General features: G+C 66.9%; 17 protein-coding genes and 5 pseudogenes. 18 read left to right on the top strand and 4 right to left on the bottom strand.

Going from position 1 to position 18,292, the window contains the following annotated elements:
* Positions 1 to 65: 65 nt before the first annotated feature.
* Complete coding sequence (locus tag ABD358_RS23985; protein WP_344633205.1) at positions 66 to 593, top strand: ATP-binding protein; 528 nt, start codon at positions 66 to 68, stop codon at positions 591 to 593.
* Positions 594 to 670: 77 nt separating this feature from the next.
* Here the strand turns inward: ABD358_RS23985 and ABD358_RS23980 are convergent, their stop codons facing one another.
* The gene (locus ABD358_RS23980) at positions 671 to 910 is read right to left on the bottom strand and encodes a hypothetical protein (protein WP_344633204.1); all 240 of its coding nucleotides are present in this window, start codon (positions 908 to 910) and stop codon (positions 671 to 673) included.
* Between the two features lie 704 nt (positions 911 to 1,614).
* Here ABD358_RS23980 and ABD358_RS23975 point away from each other — a divergent pair.
* The 4 genes from ABD358_RS23975 to ABD358_RS23960 are packed head-to-tail and all read left to right on the top strand — an operon-like array spanning position 1,615 to position 7,799.
* The gene (locus ABD358_RS23975; protein ID WP_344633203.1) at positions 1,615 to 2,022 is read left to right on the top strand and encodes a hypothetical protein; all 408 of its coding nucleotides are present in this window, start codon (positions 1,615 to 1,617) and stop codon (positions 2,020 to 2,022) included.
* Entirely contained in the window at positions 2,019 to 2,687 is a 669-nt protein-coding gene (locus tag ABD358_RS23970) for a hypothetical protein (RefSeq protein WP_344633202.1), read from the top strand. The genes ABD358_RS23975 and ABD358_RS23970 overlap by 4 nt, the downstream gene beginning before the upstream one ends.
* Positions 2,687 to 7,342: a putative T7SS-secreted protein gene (locus tag ABD358_RS23965; protein WP_344633201.1), complete on the top strand. Its 4,656-nt coding sequence runs from the start codon at positions 2,687 to 2,689 to the stop codon at positions 7,340 to 7,342. Before ABD358_RS23970 ends, ABD358_RS23965 begins: the two co-directional genes overlap by 1 nt.
* On the top strand, positions 7,329 to 7,799 hold the full coding sequence (locus ABD358_RS23960) for a hypothetical protein (RefSeq protein ID WP_344633200.1): 471 nt from the start codon (positions 7,329 to 7,331) through the stop codon (positions 7,797 to 7,799). The genes ABD358_RS23965 and ABD358_RS23960 overlap by 14 nt, the downstream gene beginning before the upstream one ends.
* Positions 7,800 to 8,059: 260 nt before the next feature.
* Here ABD358_RS23960 and ABD358_RS23955 read toward each other — a convergent pair whose 3' ends face one another.
* Positions 8,060 to 8,254 (bottom strand): hypothetical protein, encoded by a 195-nt coding sequence (locus ABD358_RS23955; RefSeq protein WP_344633199.1) that lies wholly within the window; start codon positions 8,252 to 8,254, stop codon positions 8,060 to 8,062.
* A gap of 357 nt (positions 8,255 to 8,611) precedes the next feature.
* On the opposite strand from ABD358_RS23955, the pseudogene ABD358_RS23950 reads away from it, so the two are divergent.
* From ABD358_RS23950 to ABD358_RS23935, 4 genes and pseudogenes are all read left to right on the top strand, one after another.
* A pseudogene (locus ABD358_RS23950) lies at positions 8,612 to 9,469 on the top strand (RHS repeat-associated core domain-containing protein); the annotation flags it as partial.
* 7 nt (positions 9,470 to 9,476) lie between these two features.
* Positions 9,477 to 9,917 carry a hypothetical protein gene (locus ABD358_RS23945; protein ID WP_344633198.1) on the top strand — a complete coding sequence of 147 codons (441 nt, stop codon included), beginning with the start codon at positions 9,477 to 9,479 and terminating at the stop codon, positions 9,915 to 9,917.
* A gap of 359 nt (positions 9,918 to 10,276) precedes the next feature.
* Positions 10,277 to 10,579 (top strand): annotated as a pseudogene (locus tag ABD358_RS23940) (RHS repeat-associated core domain-containing protein); the annotation flags it as partial.
* A gap of 417 nt (positions 10,580 to 10,996) precedes the next feature.
* On the top strand, positions 10,997 to 11,530 hold the full coding sequence (locus ABD358_RS23935) for a hypothetical protein (protein WP_344633197.1): 534 nt from the start codon (positions 10,997 to 10,999) through the stop codon (positions 11,528 to 11,530).
* Positions 11,531 to 11,918: 388 nt separating this feature from the next.
* On the opposite strand, the pseudogene ABD358_RS23930 reads toward ABD358_RS23935, so the two are convergent.
* A pseudogene (locus ABD358_RS23930) lies at positions 11,919 to 12,641 on the bottom strand (ISAs1 family transposase); the annotation flags it as partial.
* A gap of 362 nt (positions 12,642 to 13,003) precedes the next feature.
* Complete coding sequence (locus ABD358_RS23925; protein ID WP_344633195.1) at positions 13,004 to 13,255, bottom strand: winged helix-turn-helix domain-containing protein; 252 nt, start codon at positions 13,253 to 13,255, stop codon at positions 13,004 to 13,006.
* Between the two features lie 311 nt (positions 13,256 to 13,566).
* Here ABD358_RS23925 and ABD358_RS23920 point away from each other — a divergent pair, with 311 nt between their 5' ends.
* The 9 genes and pseudogenes from ABD358_RS23920 (at position 13,567) to ABD358_RS23875 (ending at position 18,157) form a co-directional block, all read left to right on the top strand.
* Complete coding sequence (locus ABD358_RS23920) at positions 13,567 to 13,710, top strand: hypothetical protein (RefSeq protein WP_344633194.1); 144 nt, start codon at positions 13,567 to 13,569, stop codon at positions 13,708 to 13,710.
* A gap of 189 nt (positions 13,711 to 13,899) precedes the next feature.
* A complete protein-coding gene (locus ABD358_RS23915; protein ID WP_344633193.1) occupies positions 13,900 to 14,094 on the top strand; it encodes a hypothetical protein in 195 nt (64 codons plus the stop codon).
* Positions 14,095 to 14,138: 44 nt separating this feature from the next.
* Positions 14,139 to 14,276, top strand: coding sequence for a hypothetical protein (locus ABD358_RS23910; protein ID WP_344633192.1), 138 nt, complete (start codon positions 14,139 to 14,141; stop codon positions 14,274 to 14,276).
* Between the two features lie 227 nt (positions 14,277 to 14,503).
* Positions 14,504 to 14,779 (top strand): hypothetical protein, encoded by a 276-nt coding sequence (locus tag ABD358_RS23905; protein ID WP_344633191.1) that lies wholly within the window; start codon positions 14,504 to 14,506, stop codon positions 14,777 to 14,779.
* Entirely contained in the window at positions 14,776 to 15,183 is a 408-nt protein-coding gene (locus tag ABD358_RS23900; RefSeq protein ID WP_344633190.1) for a PIN domain-containing protein, read from the top strand. The genes ABD358_RS23905 and ABD358_RS23900 overlap by 4 nt, the downstream gene beginning before the upstream one ends.
* A 97-nt stretch (positions 15,184 to 15,280) precedes the next feature.
* Positions 15,281 to 16,270, top strand: a pseudogene (locus ABD358_RS23895) (RHS repeat-associated core domain-containing protein); the annotation flags it as partial.
* A 344-nt stretch (positions 16,271 to 16,614) separates the two neighbouring features.
* Entirely contained in the window at positions 16,615 to 17,046 is a 432-nt protein-coding gene (locus ABD358_RS23885; RefSeq protein ID WP_344633189.1) for a hypothetical protein, read from the top strand.
* Positions 17,047 to 17,065: 19 nt separating this feature from the next.
* Positions 17,066 to 17,388 (top strand): annotated as a pseudogene (locus ABD358_RS23880) (RHS repeat-associated core domain-containing protein); the annotation flags it as partial.
* Between the two features lie 346 nt (positions 17,389 to 17,734).
* Positions 17,735 to 18,157, top strand: a complete 423-nt coding sequence (locus ABD358_RS23875; RefSeq protein ID WP_344633188.1) for a DUF7878 domain-containing protein — start codon at positions 17,735 to 17,737, stop codon at positions 18,155 to 18,157.
* Positions 18,158 to 18,292: the final 135 nt, after the last annotated feature.

Here is an 18,292-nt window from a genome sequence, read left to right as displayed (position 1 = left end):
TGTACGGGGCCTGGTACGGTCCTCCGGCCTGGTCTTTTCCCTCCGCGCGACGACACGGTTGCCGTATGGAACCGCAGACCTCCACCGCCGAACAGCCCGCCCACGCCGCGCACTTCGCCGTCCGTCTCAGCAGCACCGCGCGGGGCGTCCGGCTGGCGCGCCGCTTCGCCGTCCAGCAGTTCACCGAGTGGACCGGTCTGCCGCACGACTGCGACACCGCGCACGCCGTCGCCCTCGTCACGGACGAGCTGGCGGCCAACGCCGTCGCCCACGGCAGCCTTCCCGGCCGGGACTTCCGGCTGACGCTGCTCCTGCCGCCGTCCGAGCCCGGCGTCGTGCGGATCGAGGTGACGGACACCCGTCCGGAACGCCTCCCCCGCCACCCCGCCGCCGGATCGGCACCGCCTGACGCGGTGTCGGGGCGGGGGCTGCTCCTGGTCGCGGTGTACGCCCGGCGCTGGGGGTGCGAGGTACACGACGCGTGCACCAAGACCGTCTGGGCGGAGGTTCCTCTCCAGCCGCCGAACGCCTCGCCGCCGTCCCGTACGGATCACGCGTCGGCGGAGGCCGTCGGCCGCTCGCACACGGTGTGACGAGTCGGCCGGCGGGCCGCTACCCGGAAGTCTCCTGCGGCGTGGGCGAGGCCGTCACCGCCCACCTCGGACACGGTTCAGCCGGTGATGACCTGGCTCAACGCCATGGTGGTCGACAACCACCCCAGCACCACCCGACTGAAGGCAACCCTCCGCCGTTGCCGTCCCACGAAGCCCGACCCGGCACTCACGCGGGCCAGTATCGTCACCAACAGCCCGCCGACGGTGAAGCCGCCCGTAAAGACCGCACCGACCAGGGCGGCAAGGAATCCCAAGGCGAAGAGGGCTCCGGCAGTCAGTTCCGTTGTGCAGATCACGCGGTTGGGATCACTACTGCGATTCCCGGCACGGGAATCGTGGCCTCGGGACTCTGGCATGGGAGCTGCTTCAGGGCTCGTGTCCACAGGCCGCCGGGCTGATGGATCACGGCCGGCGCATCGTCATGAACTCACCGGTCGCGGGTGCAAGTCGCCGGCCCCGCTGCTACCGCGAGCCGGAACCGGCCGTCTGCGCGGCTGCCACGGACAGGCTCCGCCATCTCCCGGTCTCAGGCACACTGCCGCCACCGACCGGGAAAGGGGGGAACCGCGGATGGGAGGAATCGGATGTTCAGGCCCTCGGCCGATCCTGCGAGGGACTGACCACCGAAGTCCGTCCCGCCTGCGACGGTCTCACGGTCGGCCCCTGGCCATCCCGGCCGCGGGCAAGGCCTGCTCGTCCTGCGGCTTCCGCTTCTGCCCGCGCCGATACGGAATCGCCCACACCGCCTTGGAGAACACCCCTTGGAGGGACAAGTTGTGCGGAGGCGATTCGCGCGCACTCCGCGGCGACCGGTGGTGCGCTTCGGTCACTGCTTCGAGTACCTGGTGAACTCCCGGAAGCACCCGGCGCTCCTCGCACGGCCGTCCCACGGTGGCGCTCGTCACAGCGCGCTGTGCCACCGTACGGACTGTCAGTGTCCGAACGTAATCTTGAATGAGCGTCACGCAGACGAGCCGTCGGACGACACCGGGGGAACGGGATGGAACTCGTCGAGGAGATAGCCGCGGTACGTGCCGGGCGGGGGAATCCGCGCACGCTGGTGGGCGAGTTCCGCCGCACGCCGCTGCTGGTGCCGTTGGTGGACGGCGGGCTGATGACGGGGGTGTTCGGCGGAGTCCGGTGGGTCTACGGGTTCACCGACGAGGCCGCCCTGGCCCGCTTCGCCCGGACACGAGACGTCCCGCCCGGCCGGGAGTGGGAGTACGTGTCGCTGCTGGGGGCGCGGCTGACCGACTCCGTCATCCCGTCCATGGACGGTCCGGGCGGGGTGGCGGTGAACGTGGCGGACGAGGACGGCTCGATGCTGTTCCCGCCTGCGAGGGGCATCGTCCCGGACGCGGTGGCGGTGGACGCCGGGCACACGGGCGAGGGGGAGGAGTCGCGGTGAGCGGCGACGGGGATCTGCAGTTCTCCAAGCAGGCGGCGGACCTCATCACCAAGGGGCTCAACGACGCGATCGGCGAGCTGAAATCGGTGAGCGGCTCGGCCACGGGCTCCCTTCAGGGCGCGGGTTTCGGCGAGATGTCGCTGACGAACATGGAGGCCGGGCACTCCGGACTGGCCAAGGACTTCGAGGACTTCTGCGAGCGCTGGGAGTGGGGCGTGCGCGCCCTGGTCCAGGACGCCAACGGGCTGGCGGCGCGGCTGGGGCTGGCCGCGGGGATGCTCCACTCCGAGGAGCAGTACTGGGAGGGCACCTTCAAGATCGCGGCCAACTCCCTGGCGGGCAACCCCCACCTGTCCGAGGACGAGGTGACCGGCAAGGAGTGGGGCGAGCTGATCTCCCTGGAGAACTACAAGCCCGACTACAGCGCCGAGTCACTCCTGCGGTCCCGGGAGGAGATGCTCCAGACGTGGAGGGACACCGGGCGGAGCCTGGCGACCGAGGGCGTCGGCGGATTCCAGGCGAGCCTGATGAACCAGGCCGCGGGCATCGACGACCAGGCGTTCGAGCGGGGTCTGGACGAGGCGTTCGGCCCCTCGCCGGAGGAACGCGCCCAACAGCCGAACCAGCAGAACGACGCCCGGCGGAACGGCGGGGGTGAGGGCTGATGGGCCTGGGGGACTTCGTACCCGACGTCATCGAGGACAAGGTCGAGCAGGGGGTCGAGAAGCTCGGCGACGGCGTCGAGTGGCTCGGCGACAAGACCGCGGACGGACTGCAAAAGGTCGGCTGGGAGAGCGGGGCGGACTGGGTGCGGGACAAGTCCCGCACCACGGCCAACGCCCTGGGCGCCGAGGTGGACGAGCTCCAGCTCGGCGAGACCGAGGACCCCAAGAAGCTGATCTACGGCAGCGCGGACAAGCTGCGGTCCACCGCGAGCCATCTGAAGGACTTCGCGAAGGCCTTCGACAACGTCGGGCGGGGCATCAAGGGCCTGGACTCCTCGGAGCTGAAGGGCGAGGCCGCCGACACGTTCCGCGCCAAGGCGGCCAAGGAGCCGCCCAGGTGGTTCAAGGCCGCGGACGCCTGCGAGAAGGCGGCCGGGGCGCTGGAGGACTTCGCCTCGACGGTCGAGTGGGCCCAGGGCCAGGCCAAGGAGGCCGTCGCCAAGTACAAGGCGGCCGTCAAGGCGTCGGAGGACGCGCGGACGGAGCACAACAAAAAGGTCGACGCGTACAACAAGGCGGCCGACGCCTACAACGCCAAGGTGAAAGCCGGGCAGGACCCGGGGACGCCGCCGGTGTGCCCGGCCGACTTCAAGGACCCGGGACCGGCGATGGCCGACAAGGCCGAGGAGATCCTGTCCGACGCCCGCAAGCGGCGCAACGAGGCCGCGGAGAAGGCGCGTTCGGCGGTACGGGCCGCACGGGACGCCGCGCCGGACAAGCCGTCCTACGGCGAGCAGCTCAAGGACGGCCTGGTCGGGATGCACCTGGACGCCTCGCACCTGCTGGGCGGCGTGGTCAAGGGCTCGGCCGGCATCGTCTCCTTCGTCCGCAGCGTCAACCCCACCGACCCCTACAACCTCACCCACCCGGCCGAGTACGCCACCACGCTCAACAGCACGGTCGCCGGGCTGGTGCAGGTCGCCAACAACCCGTGGGGCGCGGGCAAGCAGATGCTCGACCAGTTCATGAAGGACCCGGCCGAGGGGCTGGGCCGGCTGGCTCCCGACGCGCTGCTGACCGTGGCGACCGGCGGCGCCGGGGCGGGCGTCAAGGGCGTCCGGCTCGCGGCGGAGGCCGCGGACCTGGCCAAGGGCGCCAACCGGGCCGACAACCTGTCCGACACCCCCGGCCGCGACACCATCGGCAAGGACGGCGCGGACCAGCACGACAGCAAACCGGGGGACAAGAACTCCAAGGGCAGCGACCCCGTCGACCTCGCCACGGGGAAGATGTTCCTGCCGCAGACCGACCTCTCCCTGCCCGGGGCCATGCCGCTGGTCTTCACCCGGTACGTGGAATCCGGCTACACCGCGGGGCGCTGGTTCGGGCGGTCGTGGACCTCCACCGTCGATCAAAGACTGGAGGTCGACGCCGAGGGCGTGGTCTTCATCGCCGAGGACGGGCGGCTGCTGGACTACCCGCATCCCGCACCCGGCGTGCCGACTCTGCCGTCGGCCGGATCGGCGCGGATGCCGCTGGAGAAGACCCCGGACGGCGGCTACACCCTCACCGACCCGGAAACCGGCTGGGTGCGGCACTTCGCCCCGCCCGCCGACGGGGTGAACGGGATCGCCCCGATCGAGCAGATCACCGACCGGGCCGGGCACCAGATCGACTTCGTCTACGACGAGGCCACCGGCGCCCCGGTCCGCATCGAGCACAGCGGCGGCTACACCCTGCGCTTCACCGTCGAAGGCGGCCGGGTCACCGCCCTGTACCTGGGCGACCAGGTGGTCAAGCGCTACGGCTACACCGACGGCCACCTCACCGAGGTGGCCGACTCCCGTGGGCGTCCGCTGCGGTTCGAGTACGACGACGAGGCCCGGGTGGTCGCCTGGATCGACTCCAACGACCGGCGCTACGACTACGTCTACGACAACCTGCACCGGTGCATCGCCGAGGGCGGCACCGAGGGTCACATGCAGGTCCGCATCACCTACGACGACATCGACCCGGCCACCGGATACAAGGTCACCACGTTGACCACCGCCGCCGGGCACGCCACCCGCCACCTGATCGACAACCACTACCGCACGGTGGCCACCACCGACCCGCTGGGCCACACCACACGCTTCCGGCACGACGACCACGGCAGTCCGCTGGAGGTCACCGACCCGCTGGGCCGCACCACACACTTCGCCTACGACGAGGCCGGCCGCCTCGTCTCCGTGACCCGCCCGGACGGGCGGGAGATCACCGTCACCCGCAACGACCTCGGCCTGCCCACCGAGGTCCGGGAGGCGGACGGGTCGGTGTGGCGCCACGCGTACGACGAACACGGCAACCGGGTGTCGACGACCGACCCGGCGGGCCACACCACCCACTACACCTACGACGGGCGCGGCCACCTGGCCGCGGTCACCAACGCCCTGGGCGAGACCACCTCCGTCCGCTGCGACGCCGCAGGGTTGCCCGTCGAGATCACCGACCCCCTCGGAGCAGTCACCCGCTACACCCGCGACGCCTTCGGCCGCCCGACCGCCATCACCGACCCGCTCGGCGCGGTCACCCGCCTGGAGTGGACGGTGGAGGGCAAACTGGCCCGCCGCGTGAACCCCGACGGCGCCGAGGAGCGGTGGGAGTACGACGGGGAGGGCAACTGCGTCCGCCACACCGACGCGAACGGCGGCGTCACCACGTTCGAGTACACCCACTTCGACCTGCTCGCCGCGAAAACCGGCCCGGACGGGGTGCGCTACACCTTCGAGCACGACACCGAACTACGCCTGACTCAGGTCACCAACCCCCAGGGCTTGACCTGGGACTACGCCTACGACCCGGCCGGCCGTCTGATATCCGAAACCGACTTCGACGACCGTACCGTCACCTACACCCACGACCCGGCCGGACAACTGACCGCCCGCACCACCCCGCTCGGCCAGACCATCGCCTACGCCTACGACGAGCTGGGGCATCTGATCCGCAAGGACGCCGATGGCGCCGTCACCACGTACGAACGCGACCTCGCCGGCCGCCCGATCCGCATAGCGAGCCCCGACGCGGAACTGATCTACCACCGCGACCGACTGGGCCGGATCAAGACCGAACTGGCGGACGGCCGTGCCCTGTCCTTCTCCTACGACGCCCTGGGCCGCCGTACCCGCCGCACCACCCCCACCGGCGCGGTGTCCTCCTTCACCTACGACGCGGCGGGCAACCGCACCACCCTCACCACCTGCGGGCGCACGCTGGACTTCACCCACGACACCGCCGGACGCGAGACACAGCGCCGCATCGGAGAGGTCTCCCTGGCTCAGGTGTGGGATCCGGCCGGGCGGCTGATCGGCCAGACCCTCACCGGCCCGGACGCCGCCACACCCATCCAGCAGCGCACCTACCACTACCGCCCGGACGGCTACCTCACCGGCGTCGACGACCTGCTGAACGGCACCCGCACCTTCGACCTGGACGCGGTCGGCCGAGTCACCACCGTCCGCGCCCAGAACTGGACCGAGTCCTACGCCTACGACGCGGCCGGCAACCAGACCACCGCCGCCTGGCCCACCACCCATGCCGCCGCCGACGCCACCGGCGAGCGCACCTACACCGGCACCCGCCTCACCCAGGCCGGCCGCATCCGCTACGAGTACGACGCGGCCGGCCGCACCGTGCTGCGGCAGAAGACCCGGTTGTCGAAGAAGCCGGACACCTGGCGCTACACCTGGGACGCCGAAGACCGCCTGGTCTCGGTAACCACTCCGGACGGCACCGTCTGGCGCTACCTCTACGATCCGCTGGGCCGCCGCACCGCCAAACAACGCCTCACCGACACCGGCGAGGTCGCCGAACAGGTCGACTTCACCTGGGACGGCCCGGTCCTCATCGAGCAGACCACCACCGCCCCCGACCTGCCCCACCCGGTCACCCTCACCTGGGACCACACCGGCTTCCAGCCGGTCGCCCAGACCGAGCGTCTGGTCGATGAGGCCACCCAAGCCGAGGTCGACCGCCGCTTCTTCGCCATCGTCACCGACCTGGTCGGCGCTCCCACCGAGCTGGTCGACGACACCGGCGCCATCGCCTGGCGCACCCGCACCACGCTGTGGGGTACCACCACCTGGAACCGCGACGCCACCGCCTACACCCCGCTGCGCTTCCCCGGCCAGTACGCCGACCCCGAGACCGGCCTGCACTACAACCTGCACCGCTACTACGACCCCACCACCGCCCGCTACACCACCCCCGACCCCCTCGGCCTGGCGCCGGCGCCCAACCCGGCCACCTACGTCCACAACCCCCACACCTGGACCGACCCCCTCGGACTAGCACCGACGGAATACTTGCGCAGCAAGGACTACCCTGAGGTTGACGACATCTCCAGGAACATCGCCAACCACGCTATCGAATCGGCGCAACGCCCCGACGGAAAGGGGAGTCATTATGTGCGTGGCGTCAATGAACGGGCTCTCCCTTACTATGTTGACGGTGTGATCAACGGCGACGTTCCAGGGGTCGAAGTAAGGTACGACCTCCGAAATGGACGAGTCGGCTACTGGGACCCCGACAAGGAAGCGGTTGTCATCGAGGACGGCACCGGCGGGACTGTCTTCACACCCAAAGACGGAAAGAACTGGTTCGATCATGATCTCGAATGATCAAAGTACGCGAGAAAACAACACACCGGGTCGCTCGATCACTCTGGAAATTGATCAATTTGGCGCACTCTTTCAAGTTACTTATCAAGTGTCCGAGTTCCCGGAATCTCGCCTTTTGAATACTGGGTGCACTGCCGATGATCTGCGATCTCTGATCACCACGCTGCGTAGCGTGAGGGCCAAACTGGAGGATGCGTCGCTGGTGCGTCTGTCGCTGGTCTCCGAGGGGGCGGGAGACGTCGACCGCTCAGCTTCCGTCAAAGAATCTGGAGTGGGCGACGAGTCAGTCCGTGAGGTCGGAGCAGCTGTTCCTTTGCGGATCGCCGAACGGTGGCACGACCTCGCGCGAATTGCCGTGGACGGGTTGGGGCCACGTGAAGTATTCCTTCGGACCGGGTACCGGCCGGATGAAGTCGATTCCATGATGGCTGTACTCAAATCCATCTCCCCCCGATGATTCGCCCTCAGGAGCTCAAAACATGCTGCCACCGACTTTGAGCTTCCCGTCCGCACTCCCAGGTAATTTATTTGACAGGCGTTCAAGAGAATGGAGCGGCTGCTTTCAATCCGTAGGGGAAGGTTGCGATACAGGTGGCGGAGTCCGGAGCAGAACCAGTCGGCGGGTCAAGAGCGGATCCGACCGGCTTCACCTCGGGCGGCTCGATGCCGCGGGTTTTCTCTCCGTCCCTGCGGTATACGTGCGCAGTTCGGCGTAAATCAGAGCCCGGTGAACTCGGGTGCCCAGGCGAGTCGGATGCCAGGACTCTCGGCAAGCATGGCCCACTGGGCGCCGGTGGGCCGCTTCTCCAGCACCAGCACCGGACGCACACGGCGGCCGGAGTGCGCGGCCCGGAGCTGGTGGGCACAGTCGAGGACCCGGCCGATGCCCAGACGGGATCTGCCGGTCCTCACTCACACCACTCAGGCTCTTGACCTCGGCGATGAAGACCTCTGCGCCGGACGACCAGCCGGCGTCGAATCTCGGAGCGTTCCGCGCGTGCGTGTGCACGTCGATCCCGCGGCCGCGCCCAGGTGCGCGATGAGCGCGCCCACCGTCGACTCATGGGCCTCCGTGGCCTTGTCGAGGTGGTCGAGGTCCATGGTCAGGGCCTTGGGCGCGTGCCGGCCGATCCGCCGTACCCGGAGGGGCCCGCCGAGGATGCCGTCCCCGGCAGCACTCCTGCTCGGCGCCCAGGGGGTGCTGCCGTAGGCCCGGCGGGAAGTCGGTCACGACCTTGCCGGCGAGGTCGTTGTTGGGGCAGCCCGGTCCTCATCGAGCAGACCACCACCAACCCCGACCTGCCCCACCCGGTCACCCTCACCTGGGACCACGACGGCCTGAAGCCGCTCGCCCAGACCGAACGCCTCACTGATCAGGCGACTCAGGCCGAGATCGACGCCCGGTTCTTCGCCATCGTCACCGACCTGGTCGGCACCCCCACCGAGCTGGTCGACGAGACGGGCGCCATCGCCTGGCGCACCCGCACCACGCTGTGGGGTACCACCACCTGGAACCGCGACGCCACCGCCCACACCCCGCTGCGCTTCCCCGGCCAGTACCACGACCCCGAGACCGGCCTCCACTACAACCTGCACCGCTACTACGACCCCACCACCGCCCGCTACACCACCCCCGACCCCCTCGGCCTGGCCCCCGCCCCCAACCCCGCCACCTACCCCCACAACCCCCACACCTGGACCGACCCCCTCGGCCTCGCACCCGAGTATCCCAAGGGAGAGAAAGGGAATCCTTTCGAGCGGAGGGAGGACGCGGAGAAGGCAGCCTTCGACGCGGCCGGCGTACCGTACGACCAGACACCGGACGCCGAATGGGTCGTGATGGGTGACAAGCGGTACAAGAACGTTCCCGGTTACGTCTACTCGCCAGAGCCAACGCACTGGGGCAACTTCCGTCAATTTGAAACCGAGAGCGGATCCCGGGTTGTTGTTGAGCACACGCACGATCCCGCAGGGAAACACTTCCATGCTGGAGTGCCGAAGCATGACGAAACCCGTAACCTTGTGAACTTCGGCTGGGACAACTCGGTCGAGGGGTACGCCAGCATGGAGAGGTACGGGAAGATCAACAAGCCTGGCGGCGGCCACCATTTCTTTTACAAGGAGTGATTGACAGATGCCAGAAATCAGCAACGAGAGATTGCGCAAGATTTCCTCTAGTGGTCTCGTGGTGCGCGACACCCCTCCTCCTTCTGGCGTTCCCGCAGCATCCGAAGCCTGGCGAAAGGTCGCGAATATCGAGACGGAGCCCGTGATCAAGGTAAGCCAGTCGCTCCCGGACGCCATGAGCGAAGTGGACCGGCAATGGCTCGCTCAGGCAAAGAAAGAATCACTCTTCGCTGAAGACGGCTCTTTCCTTATCAGTGTGGCGGGGCCGGGTGCTTCCGAAGAAGGATGGGTGTGTGTACAATGGCCGGGGAGCGCCAGTATGGCTTCCACGCTCTTTCAGGCCGAGAGATCACCAGAATTCGTCGCCATGTCGATGGACGGTCGTGTGCTGTGTGCGGTGACCACAGAGGAGTATGACTTCTGGATCGTGGTTCACGAATTTAAGTGATCTTCGTTCGCGCTTGACGGGTCTCGGTGTGGCGTGGCGCTGTTGGGCGTGCACGACGAGGGCGGTGGCCCGGTATCCGCAGAGGCCTTGGAACGCATCCGAAGCGAGATGTGGTGGCCTCGGAGTGTGATGTCGGGGTTGCACGGGTGCGAGTTCCGCATGGGGCCTCCCCCGCCGAGGGCGCGAGGCAGATCCACCTCCATGCGCCGGGCGGAACGGTTCACGCGGTACCGACGACGGTCCCCCGGTGCCGGGCGGCACGGTGCCCTTGTTGAACACCACGTCCGCGCAGGTGGGAGCGGGTGCCCCGCAGAATGCGACTGCTGGTGCGTCCGGGCACGGTACTGCGGTGGCACCGCGACCTGGTCGGCACCCCCACCGAACTCATCGACGAGGCCAGCGAGATCGCCTGGCACACCCGCAGCACCCTGTGGGGCACCACCACCTGGAACCAGAATGCCACCGCCTACACCCCGCTGCGGTTTCCGGGTCAGTACGCCGATCCCGAGACCGGTCTCCACTGCAACCTGCACCGCTACTACGACCCGGCCACCGCCCGCTACACCACCCCCGACCCCCTCGGCCTGGCCCCCGCCCCCAACCCCGCCACCTACCCCCACAACCCCCACACCTGGACCGACCCCCTCGGCCTTAGCCCGTATGAGAACAAGTTGCCGAAGCAGCTTGAGGAAGAGCTCTCGCAGGCTGAGCGTCTGGGCGTTACACCTGTAAGGCCAGGGAGCCCCGAGTTCGATAGCATAATCGGGGAGGGACCGATTAAGTGGGCCGTTGACGAATCCGGGAACCTCGCGGTTGTTCCTAAGTTCATCCAAGGACAAGAGATATATCATCCGGTTATTACCAGAGGTCGCCCCGTGCTCGCCGCAGGCGAGGCAGACATCGCCGGCTGGAACGGGAGCTATTGGGGAGTACGACTCACCAACGCAAGCGGACACTTCACGCCTTCGGATGCCAGTCTGGAAGTGGGAAGGGCGGCATTTGAAAGGGCAGGGATCATTTTTGACCCTGCCTCGGTGAGGTACTGGTGGCAGGACGAATGACGACAGAAGAGGAAAGACATGGAGAATTCCATTCCGCAGCCAACCTCTCTCTCTGATGTAAAGGCAAGACTGCCAGCCAAATCACCTGGATCTACCGACCCGAGGTCCTGGGAAACTCTTCGCGAGTTCTGCGTAGTATCAATGCAGCGACACGATCTCCTCGCCACAGAAAGGCTAGAATTCGCAAAAGCAGCCCTTGAAGCCATCTCCAAAAAGCGGCAAGCACAAGGCTTGAAACCCATTGAGTACGTTGCCGAAGAATCCTGGGTTCGCGCTTACGCGATCTCCGAGTTTGGCCCTGATCCGAGCGACCCCGTACGAGATCCGAAAACTGCGGCAAATGCTATACTGTCAAATATCGGAGAAGACTTTCAAGAGATTAGCGAACTATCCGAAAGATGGTACGAGAAAGGAATCGATACCATACGCAGACTCCGTCGTGTCAAAAATTTCGTCAAACCTCTCGAACCGGTGATTCCCCACCTCGCTGTCGGCACCAGAGAAAGAGCTGACGCCGAGGATTGGCTCTCTCTCTGGCCTCGCCTTCCCTGAGGACCGCACTTGCTGGGGGTGCGCCGAGAACTGGCGATTAAAGCGCCACTCACCAGAAAAACACCCTGAACTCTGCGATGGATATGACTTCGACACCCGTGCCCTTGCAGGTCCAAGGCTTCGGCGTAGCCGGTCCTCGTCCCTTTTGATCACGTGAGGACAAGAAGGTCGAGGGTGCGGGTTTGGCCCCGGGCTGCCCCGCGGAGGCCGGCGGCGATATTGCGGACGCCGGCCAGACGAAGGGCTCCGATCGCGAGGTTTCTGCAGGTAGCCATCGCCCGGGGCGCGTTGCCTGTCCGCAACTGTGAGGCGTCCTCGGTGAAGGCCCGTCTCTCACGTGGTGCAGGGCCTCGATGTGCCAGTGGCCGCGGACCAGTTGGGCGAGCCGGGCGGGTGGGGCCTGTTCCGCGGTGAGGCTGGTGACCGCGTAGACGGTCTTGAGACTGACCTTCCCGGTCTTGCGGTGGACGCGGCGACGAACGACCTGGACGACCTGGCAGGCACCGGGAAAGAGCAGATTGTTCACCGTGCAGACCTTCAGCCTGCGGATCCCCGCGCGTCCGTGACCGGTTGTACGGGTCTTGTCCTGGAGCGGAATCTGCTTCCAGAGCAGGGACTTCAACTGCCTGCGAAGGTTCCTCGTGTCGCCCTTCACGATCACGATGCAGTGGGCGCCCCGCCCGCGTAGACGGGTGGCATGGCCGTGCTGGGTGTGCAGAGCATCGCTGGTCACGACGGTGCTGGACAGGTCGGGCAGCGTGTCCAGGAGGGGCTGGAAACGCGTGATCTCACTCGTCTTCTCCTCGACATCCATCTGCGCCAGGACCAGACCGCCGGCGTGATCACAGGCGGCCAGGAGATGGATCTTCCGGCCCTTCGCGCGGGCGGCGCCCCGCAGGAACTTCCCGTCGACGGCCAGTGCCCGCAAACCGCCGGCGTCCGCCTGTCGGTCGGCGAGCCATGCCCCGACCGCCCGGTCCAGGGCGTCCGCGTCGATCCTGGCCAGGAGTCTGCGGACCGTCGATTCCGCAGGCCAGGAGCGCTCGGGAAGAGGGGATCGACACGGATGCCAAGCTGTTCCAGGATTTCCGCCGGGGCGCCGGCCACCCATTCACCCACGGCCAGCAACGACCTCGCCCCGGCCAGGACGGCGCAAGCCGTCAGGGCCAGCACCGCGACGAGCGGATGTCACTCCGCGTGGATCACGCGGGTCGGAGACCTGCGCAAGACGTTCCATGAGGCCGGGAACCTCACCACTCACGGCCTCCGGATGGGAGCCGAGTTGGTCAAGAGCAGGAGAGATCGGAGATGATGCGTCGGCAGGCACGGGCTTCCCAGGATCACAGAGCGTAGAGAAATCCATGATCACGGATGTCCGTGCCTGTACTGCATCGGACCCCGTCCAGCCTGGCCATCCCGTCAGGAACCGGACGTCAATCGACTACACCGAAGCCCTGGCCAAGGGAGCGTGTCTCAGTCGTCCTGTCTCTGGCTGTCGTCATCGCCGGCGATGACGAACGTGCCCTTCGTGCCCAGTGTGTAGACCAGCCCGCGTTCGCGCAGCTCGCGGACGGCTCGGCGCGCGGTGTTGATGCCCACGCCGTGGACCTCGCCCATTTCCCGCTCGGCGGGGAGGCGCGCGCCTCTGGGGAGCTTGCCCGACTCGTTCCCGGCCTGGATCCGGTCGGCGAGCTTCACGTACTCGAACTTCGGCAGTTCAGCCATGGCCCGAGCATCACGCCACTGTTTGCAGGGCGCATCACACGGTGGCAACCATTTGCAACGGGTGGCAGTGGGTTGCAGACGGTTGTAGTGCTGCCGCGAAAGAACCCCCGCGACGGGTGGAGCCGTCCGGGGGTGGCGGCCCACACGAACAGGAGCGTGCAGGCATGGTGAGGATACTCGCCGCCCTTTTGGCATGACTGATGCCTGGTACCGGTTGCCATCGCAGGACCGCGCCCGTCCCCCGGTCCCGTCCGGTCGCCCGTGCACGCACAGGGCCGACCCGTCGGAGGCTCATCCGAACGGCCAGGGTCGTGCTGCCGATCATCGACGGCGACGCATCGCCTCTCGTCCGGCCGTACCTGGTCCGCCACGAGCAGGAGCAGCGGCGGCGGGTGCTCGAACTGGCGCTGGACGGCATCGACGCCGGACCGGACCGGAAGTCATCCACGGCATGAGGGTGGGTGAGGCGGCATGAGGACCGTTCGGGCGTCGTGCTGCGAGCACGGTGACGGTCGTCCGGCGAGCGTCGAGGTCGGCTGCGTCGCCCAGAACTCCGGCCCCGGTGTCTCGGTAGTGGCGTGCGAGGAGTGCGCCGGGCCGGTGCCGGACGCGGGCGGGGGCGAGGGCGCGGAAGAGGGCCGAGGATGAGGCCGCCCACGGCGGAGGAGTACTACAGCGCGGACTGCCGCTTCGGCGGGTGCGGGGACTGCACTGAGGGGGAGCCGCCCACGCGGGTGGTGGAGGAGCTGGTCTACCTCGTCTGTGCGTGCGGCTGCCATGCGAGCCTCGAACAGCGGGAGGCGGCGATGAGGACAGCCGGACAGCAGCGGCGGGAGTAACCGCCCCGTGGTGCGGTGGGCGGCGGATGTGGTGGGGTGGGCGCATGACGGATACGGGGGAGCTGCTGGTGCGGCGGCTGCGGGAGGCCGGGTACGAGGTCGCGGGTGTGGCGGCGGACGGCGGGGTCGTGGCCCTCGCCGGGCTCGCGGAACTGCGGGACGGGGGGCGGGTCCGGTTCTAGCTGCGCACCCGCACGGTGAGAAGACGTGGACGAGGGAACGGCCATAGGCCGATGGATGAGCTCCACGACTCAGGATGCTTGATGACGCCGGAAGTCCACCGCGGACCGATGCGGAAACGGTGTGCCGGTCGGTGGCGGGTGGCCGAGTCGCCCACCTGTATACGCGCTCTGTGGGTTCGGCAGACCGAGTCGGCGCGTTGTAATAATCTCTGTCATACAATGGGGGAGTGAAGACGAACCGAGCCGGGACGACCGAGAACATCTCCGTGTCCATGCCTGCGGACGTGGTCGGCGCGCTGCGTGAGCGCGCCGGTCGGCGCGGGGTGTCCGCCTACATCACCGAAGCGGTTCGACACCAGCTCGCCATGGACGGGTTGGCCGAGATCGTCGCCGCGCACGAGGCCGAGCACGGCGCTCTGACCGAGCAGGAGATCGAGGCCGCACACCGGGAGCTGTTCGGGGATGAGCCCCGGTCCGGTGACGCCGGGCGCGACGCGGCGTGAAGGAACCGCTTGCCCGGTCCCTGGTGCTGGACTGTCAGGCGCTCTCCCTGCTGCTGCGCAACGACCGGGGTATGGCCGCCCGTATCGAAGCGGCCCGCAGGGCCGGGGTGCCGGTGCTCGTGTCCGTTCTCACCGTGGTCGAGGCCGCCCACGGCAAGACGGACATCGCCCGGCTGAACTGGGTGCTCTCCCGGCTCCGCGTCGAGCCCGTCGGCCAGGAGGACTCCATGACGGCTGTGCGCCTGCTGCGGGACGCGGGCGGTCTGCACGGCCACAAGTACGCCATCGACGCCCTCGTCGCCGCGATGGCCCTCCGCTCCCCGGCCCCCGTACTCGTTCTCACTTCCGACCGCGACGACTGGTCGAAGCTGTGCGGGGACCGTGTCGTGATCCGGGACCTCTGACGGCGCGGAGACCGTCGGCCGCCCACCGAGCCACGGCCCGTGGTGTGGCGGGCAGCGGGGATATGGCCCTCGCCGGGCCGGTGGAGATGCGGGACGGGGGCAGGTCTTCGCGAAGGCCCTCGTCCGCGGCCTCGCCTTCGCCCAGCTCTGGGACCCGGTCGGCCGCCTCACCGGCCCGGACACCGCCACACCCATCCAGCAGCGCACCTACCACTACCGCCCGGACGGCTACCTCACCACCGTCGACGACCTGCTTTCCGGTTCCCGCACCTTCGACCTGGACGCGGCCGGCAACCAGACCACCGCCGTCTGGCCCACCACCCATGCCGCCGCCGACGCCACCGGCGAGCGCACCTACACCGGCACCCGCCTCACTCGAGCCGGGTCGATCCGCTACGAGTATGACGCGGCCGGCCGTACCGTCCTGCGCCAGAAGACCCGGCTGTCCCGCAAGCCGGACACCTGGCGCTACGAGTGGGACGCCGAAGACCGCCTGGTCTCGGTCACCACCCCGGACGGCACCCTCTGGCGCTACCGCTACGACCCACTCGGCCGCCGCACCGCCAAACAGCGCTTGGCCCCGGACGGTGAGACCGTGGTGGAACAGGTGGACTTCACCTGGGACGGCCCGGTCCTCATCGAGCAGACCACCACCGCCCCCGACCTGCCCCACCCGGTCACCCTCACCTGGGACCACACCGGCTTCCAGCCGGTCGCCCAGACCGAGCGTCTGGTCGATGAGGCCACCCAAGCCGAGGTCGACCGCCGCTTCTTCGCCATCGTCACCGACCTGGTCGGCACCCCCACCGAGCTGGTCGACGACACCGGCGCCATCGCCTGGCGCACCCGCACCACCCTGTGGGGCACCACCACCTGGAACCGCGACGCCACCGCCTACACCCCGCTGCGCTTCCCCGGCCAGTACGCCGACCCCGAGACCGGCCTCCACTACAACCTGCACCGCTACTACGACCCCACCACCGCCCGCTACACCACCCCCGACCCCCTCGGCCTGGAACCCGCCCCCAACCCGGCCACCTACCCCCACAACCCCCACACTTGGACCGACCCCCTCGGCCTCGCACCCGAGGAGGGTTGTGAGAAGAAGTCGGAGGGGATAGACCTATCAACCGCGACACCGCATAGCGGAAGGTTCCCCAAGACTGCTGGCCCGGATGAAGTTCTTGTTCGCCGCAAGGATGACGGAACTGTGACGGCTTACGCCGTATACGATTCTGATGGGCTACCAGTGAAGAGGGTTGACGTGGACCCCAATTCTGCCCCCCCATGCAGGTGTGCCAGCTCCACACGTCCTGGAAGCGCGAAAGAACGTGAATCCGGAAAATGGGAAGGTGTACTTGACATGGGAAAGGATACCGAGACCAGCTCGCCCGGACGAGCTTCCACAGTGAGGCAACAAGAATGGATCCCATGATTCACCCAGAGATCAAAGAATGGGTAGAAGGATTCCAAGGGGGAGTAGACTACATTGACTTCGTTTCATCTCGAGTCAATTTGGCCGACTGGGTTGCGATTTCCCGAGTATTCCATCCCTCTTTCATTGAAGTCGAGGACTGCATCCTATGGGACCGAGTCTATGACCCCGAAAATTTTCGCGCTTGGAAGCGGGAACTGAACGGGGATGCGACATCCATTGAGCTGGTCTTGAATCAACTAAGGCTATGGCAGGTTATCGATTTCCCCGAAGACGAGCTCTCGCAAAAAATCTCAATGGAAGTGGCCAAGGAAATCTCTTTCTTCTGGAGGTCTTCCCTCGAAAGAGGGTATCCCGACAGGAATTTTGACGTGAGTGTCGCATCAACGGAAGACGGCCCCGTCGTGCGATTTGTCACTCTGCGCTGACTCGGCGGTACCAGGCACCGAGATCGACGCCCGGTTCTTCGCCATCGTCACCGACCTAGTGGGCACCCCTGCCGAACTCGTCGACGACACCGGTCGAATCGCCTGGCACACCCGCAGCACCCCGTAGGGCACCACCACCTGGAACCGGAATGCCACCGCCTACACCCCGCTGCGGTTCCCGGGCCAGTATCACGCGGCCTCCACTACAACCTGCACCGCTACTACGACCCGGCTACCGGTCGCTACGCCGCCCCCGACCCCCTCGGTCTGGTGCCGGCACCCAACCCGGCCGCCTACGTCCACAACCCCCACACCTGGACCGACCCCCTCGGCCTCGCACCCGAGTGTCCGGGCACCTCCGAGTTGACACGGGCATCCGAAGCCGCCTATCGCGCGGCGGACAATATTGCTAACTGGACTCCCAAGAATATCCACCTCAGCGATTTCCCTGAAATAGCCGCCAGGAAGGCAAAGTTTGACACCTCGCTGGTAGATCCACGTCAAGTGGTAGCCGAAGCGCTACGGTCCCCCAACGCGAACTTCCTTCCCAATCACCTTGAGGGAACTTACAAGGTAAATGTTGAGATGGGATACACAGTTAGAACAAGGGGACAGACAGGAGTGCGCGTCATCTTCAGTGACGACGACCGCGTCATCAACGCCTTCCCCGTCAACGTAAACTAACACCATGCTGAAGTTCTCCTTCGCCAACTTGCACATTGACCCAGACACCACACCACACCACGAACTGGAAACACCAATCGGCCAGGTGGCAAACTTCTTCGCCGACTTCCGTGTCACTGCGGGCGGCACGGAAATCTACGCGGACGATTCCTTCCCTATCGTAGAGTTCGCAAGCCAACTCGCGCGGTGGCTCAGAGACAAGATCGAAAGAGGGGATGAATTTTCGTTCGAATCGATGTTCTTCGAAGAACCCGGAGAGTTTTCCATCGCCCTCCGAACGGGACACTGGAAGGCGTCTTCCAAAATTCACCCGTCACCGACCGGAGAATTCTCCACAGGAGAACTGAAGGACTCTGCTTGCACTTTCCTCGATAAACTGAGGGAACGATGCAAGGATGACTTCAATGTTGAACTTGTAGCATTCTGAGGAGCTTCGGCAACAAACCCGAATCCGGTAAACTCCAACAGTGAACGCTTCTCATCCTGTGGTTCGCGGGTGAGGAGGGCGTCTGGTGGTCGGGGGCCGTAACGCGGCAGGGCCCCTGGTCGTTTCGGCTGGTGA

Source organism: Streptomyces glaucosporus (assembly GCF_039533345.1).
Lineage (GTDB): Bacteria > Actinomycetota > Actinomycetes > Streptomycetales > Streptomycetaceae > Streptomyces > Streptomyces glaucosporus.
Note: the sequence above shows the minus strand (reverse complement) of the source record. Positions and strands in the feature narration are given on the sequence as shown.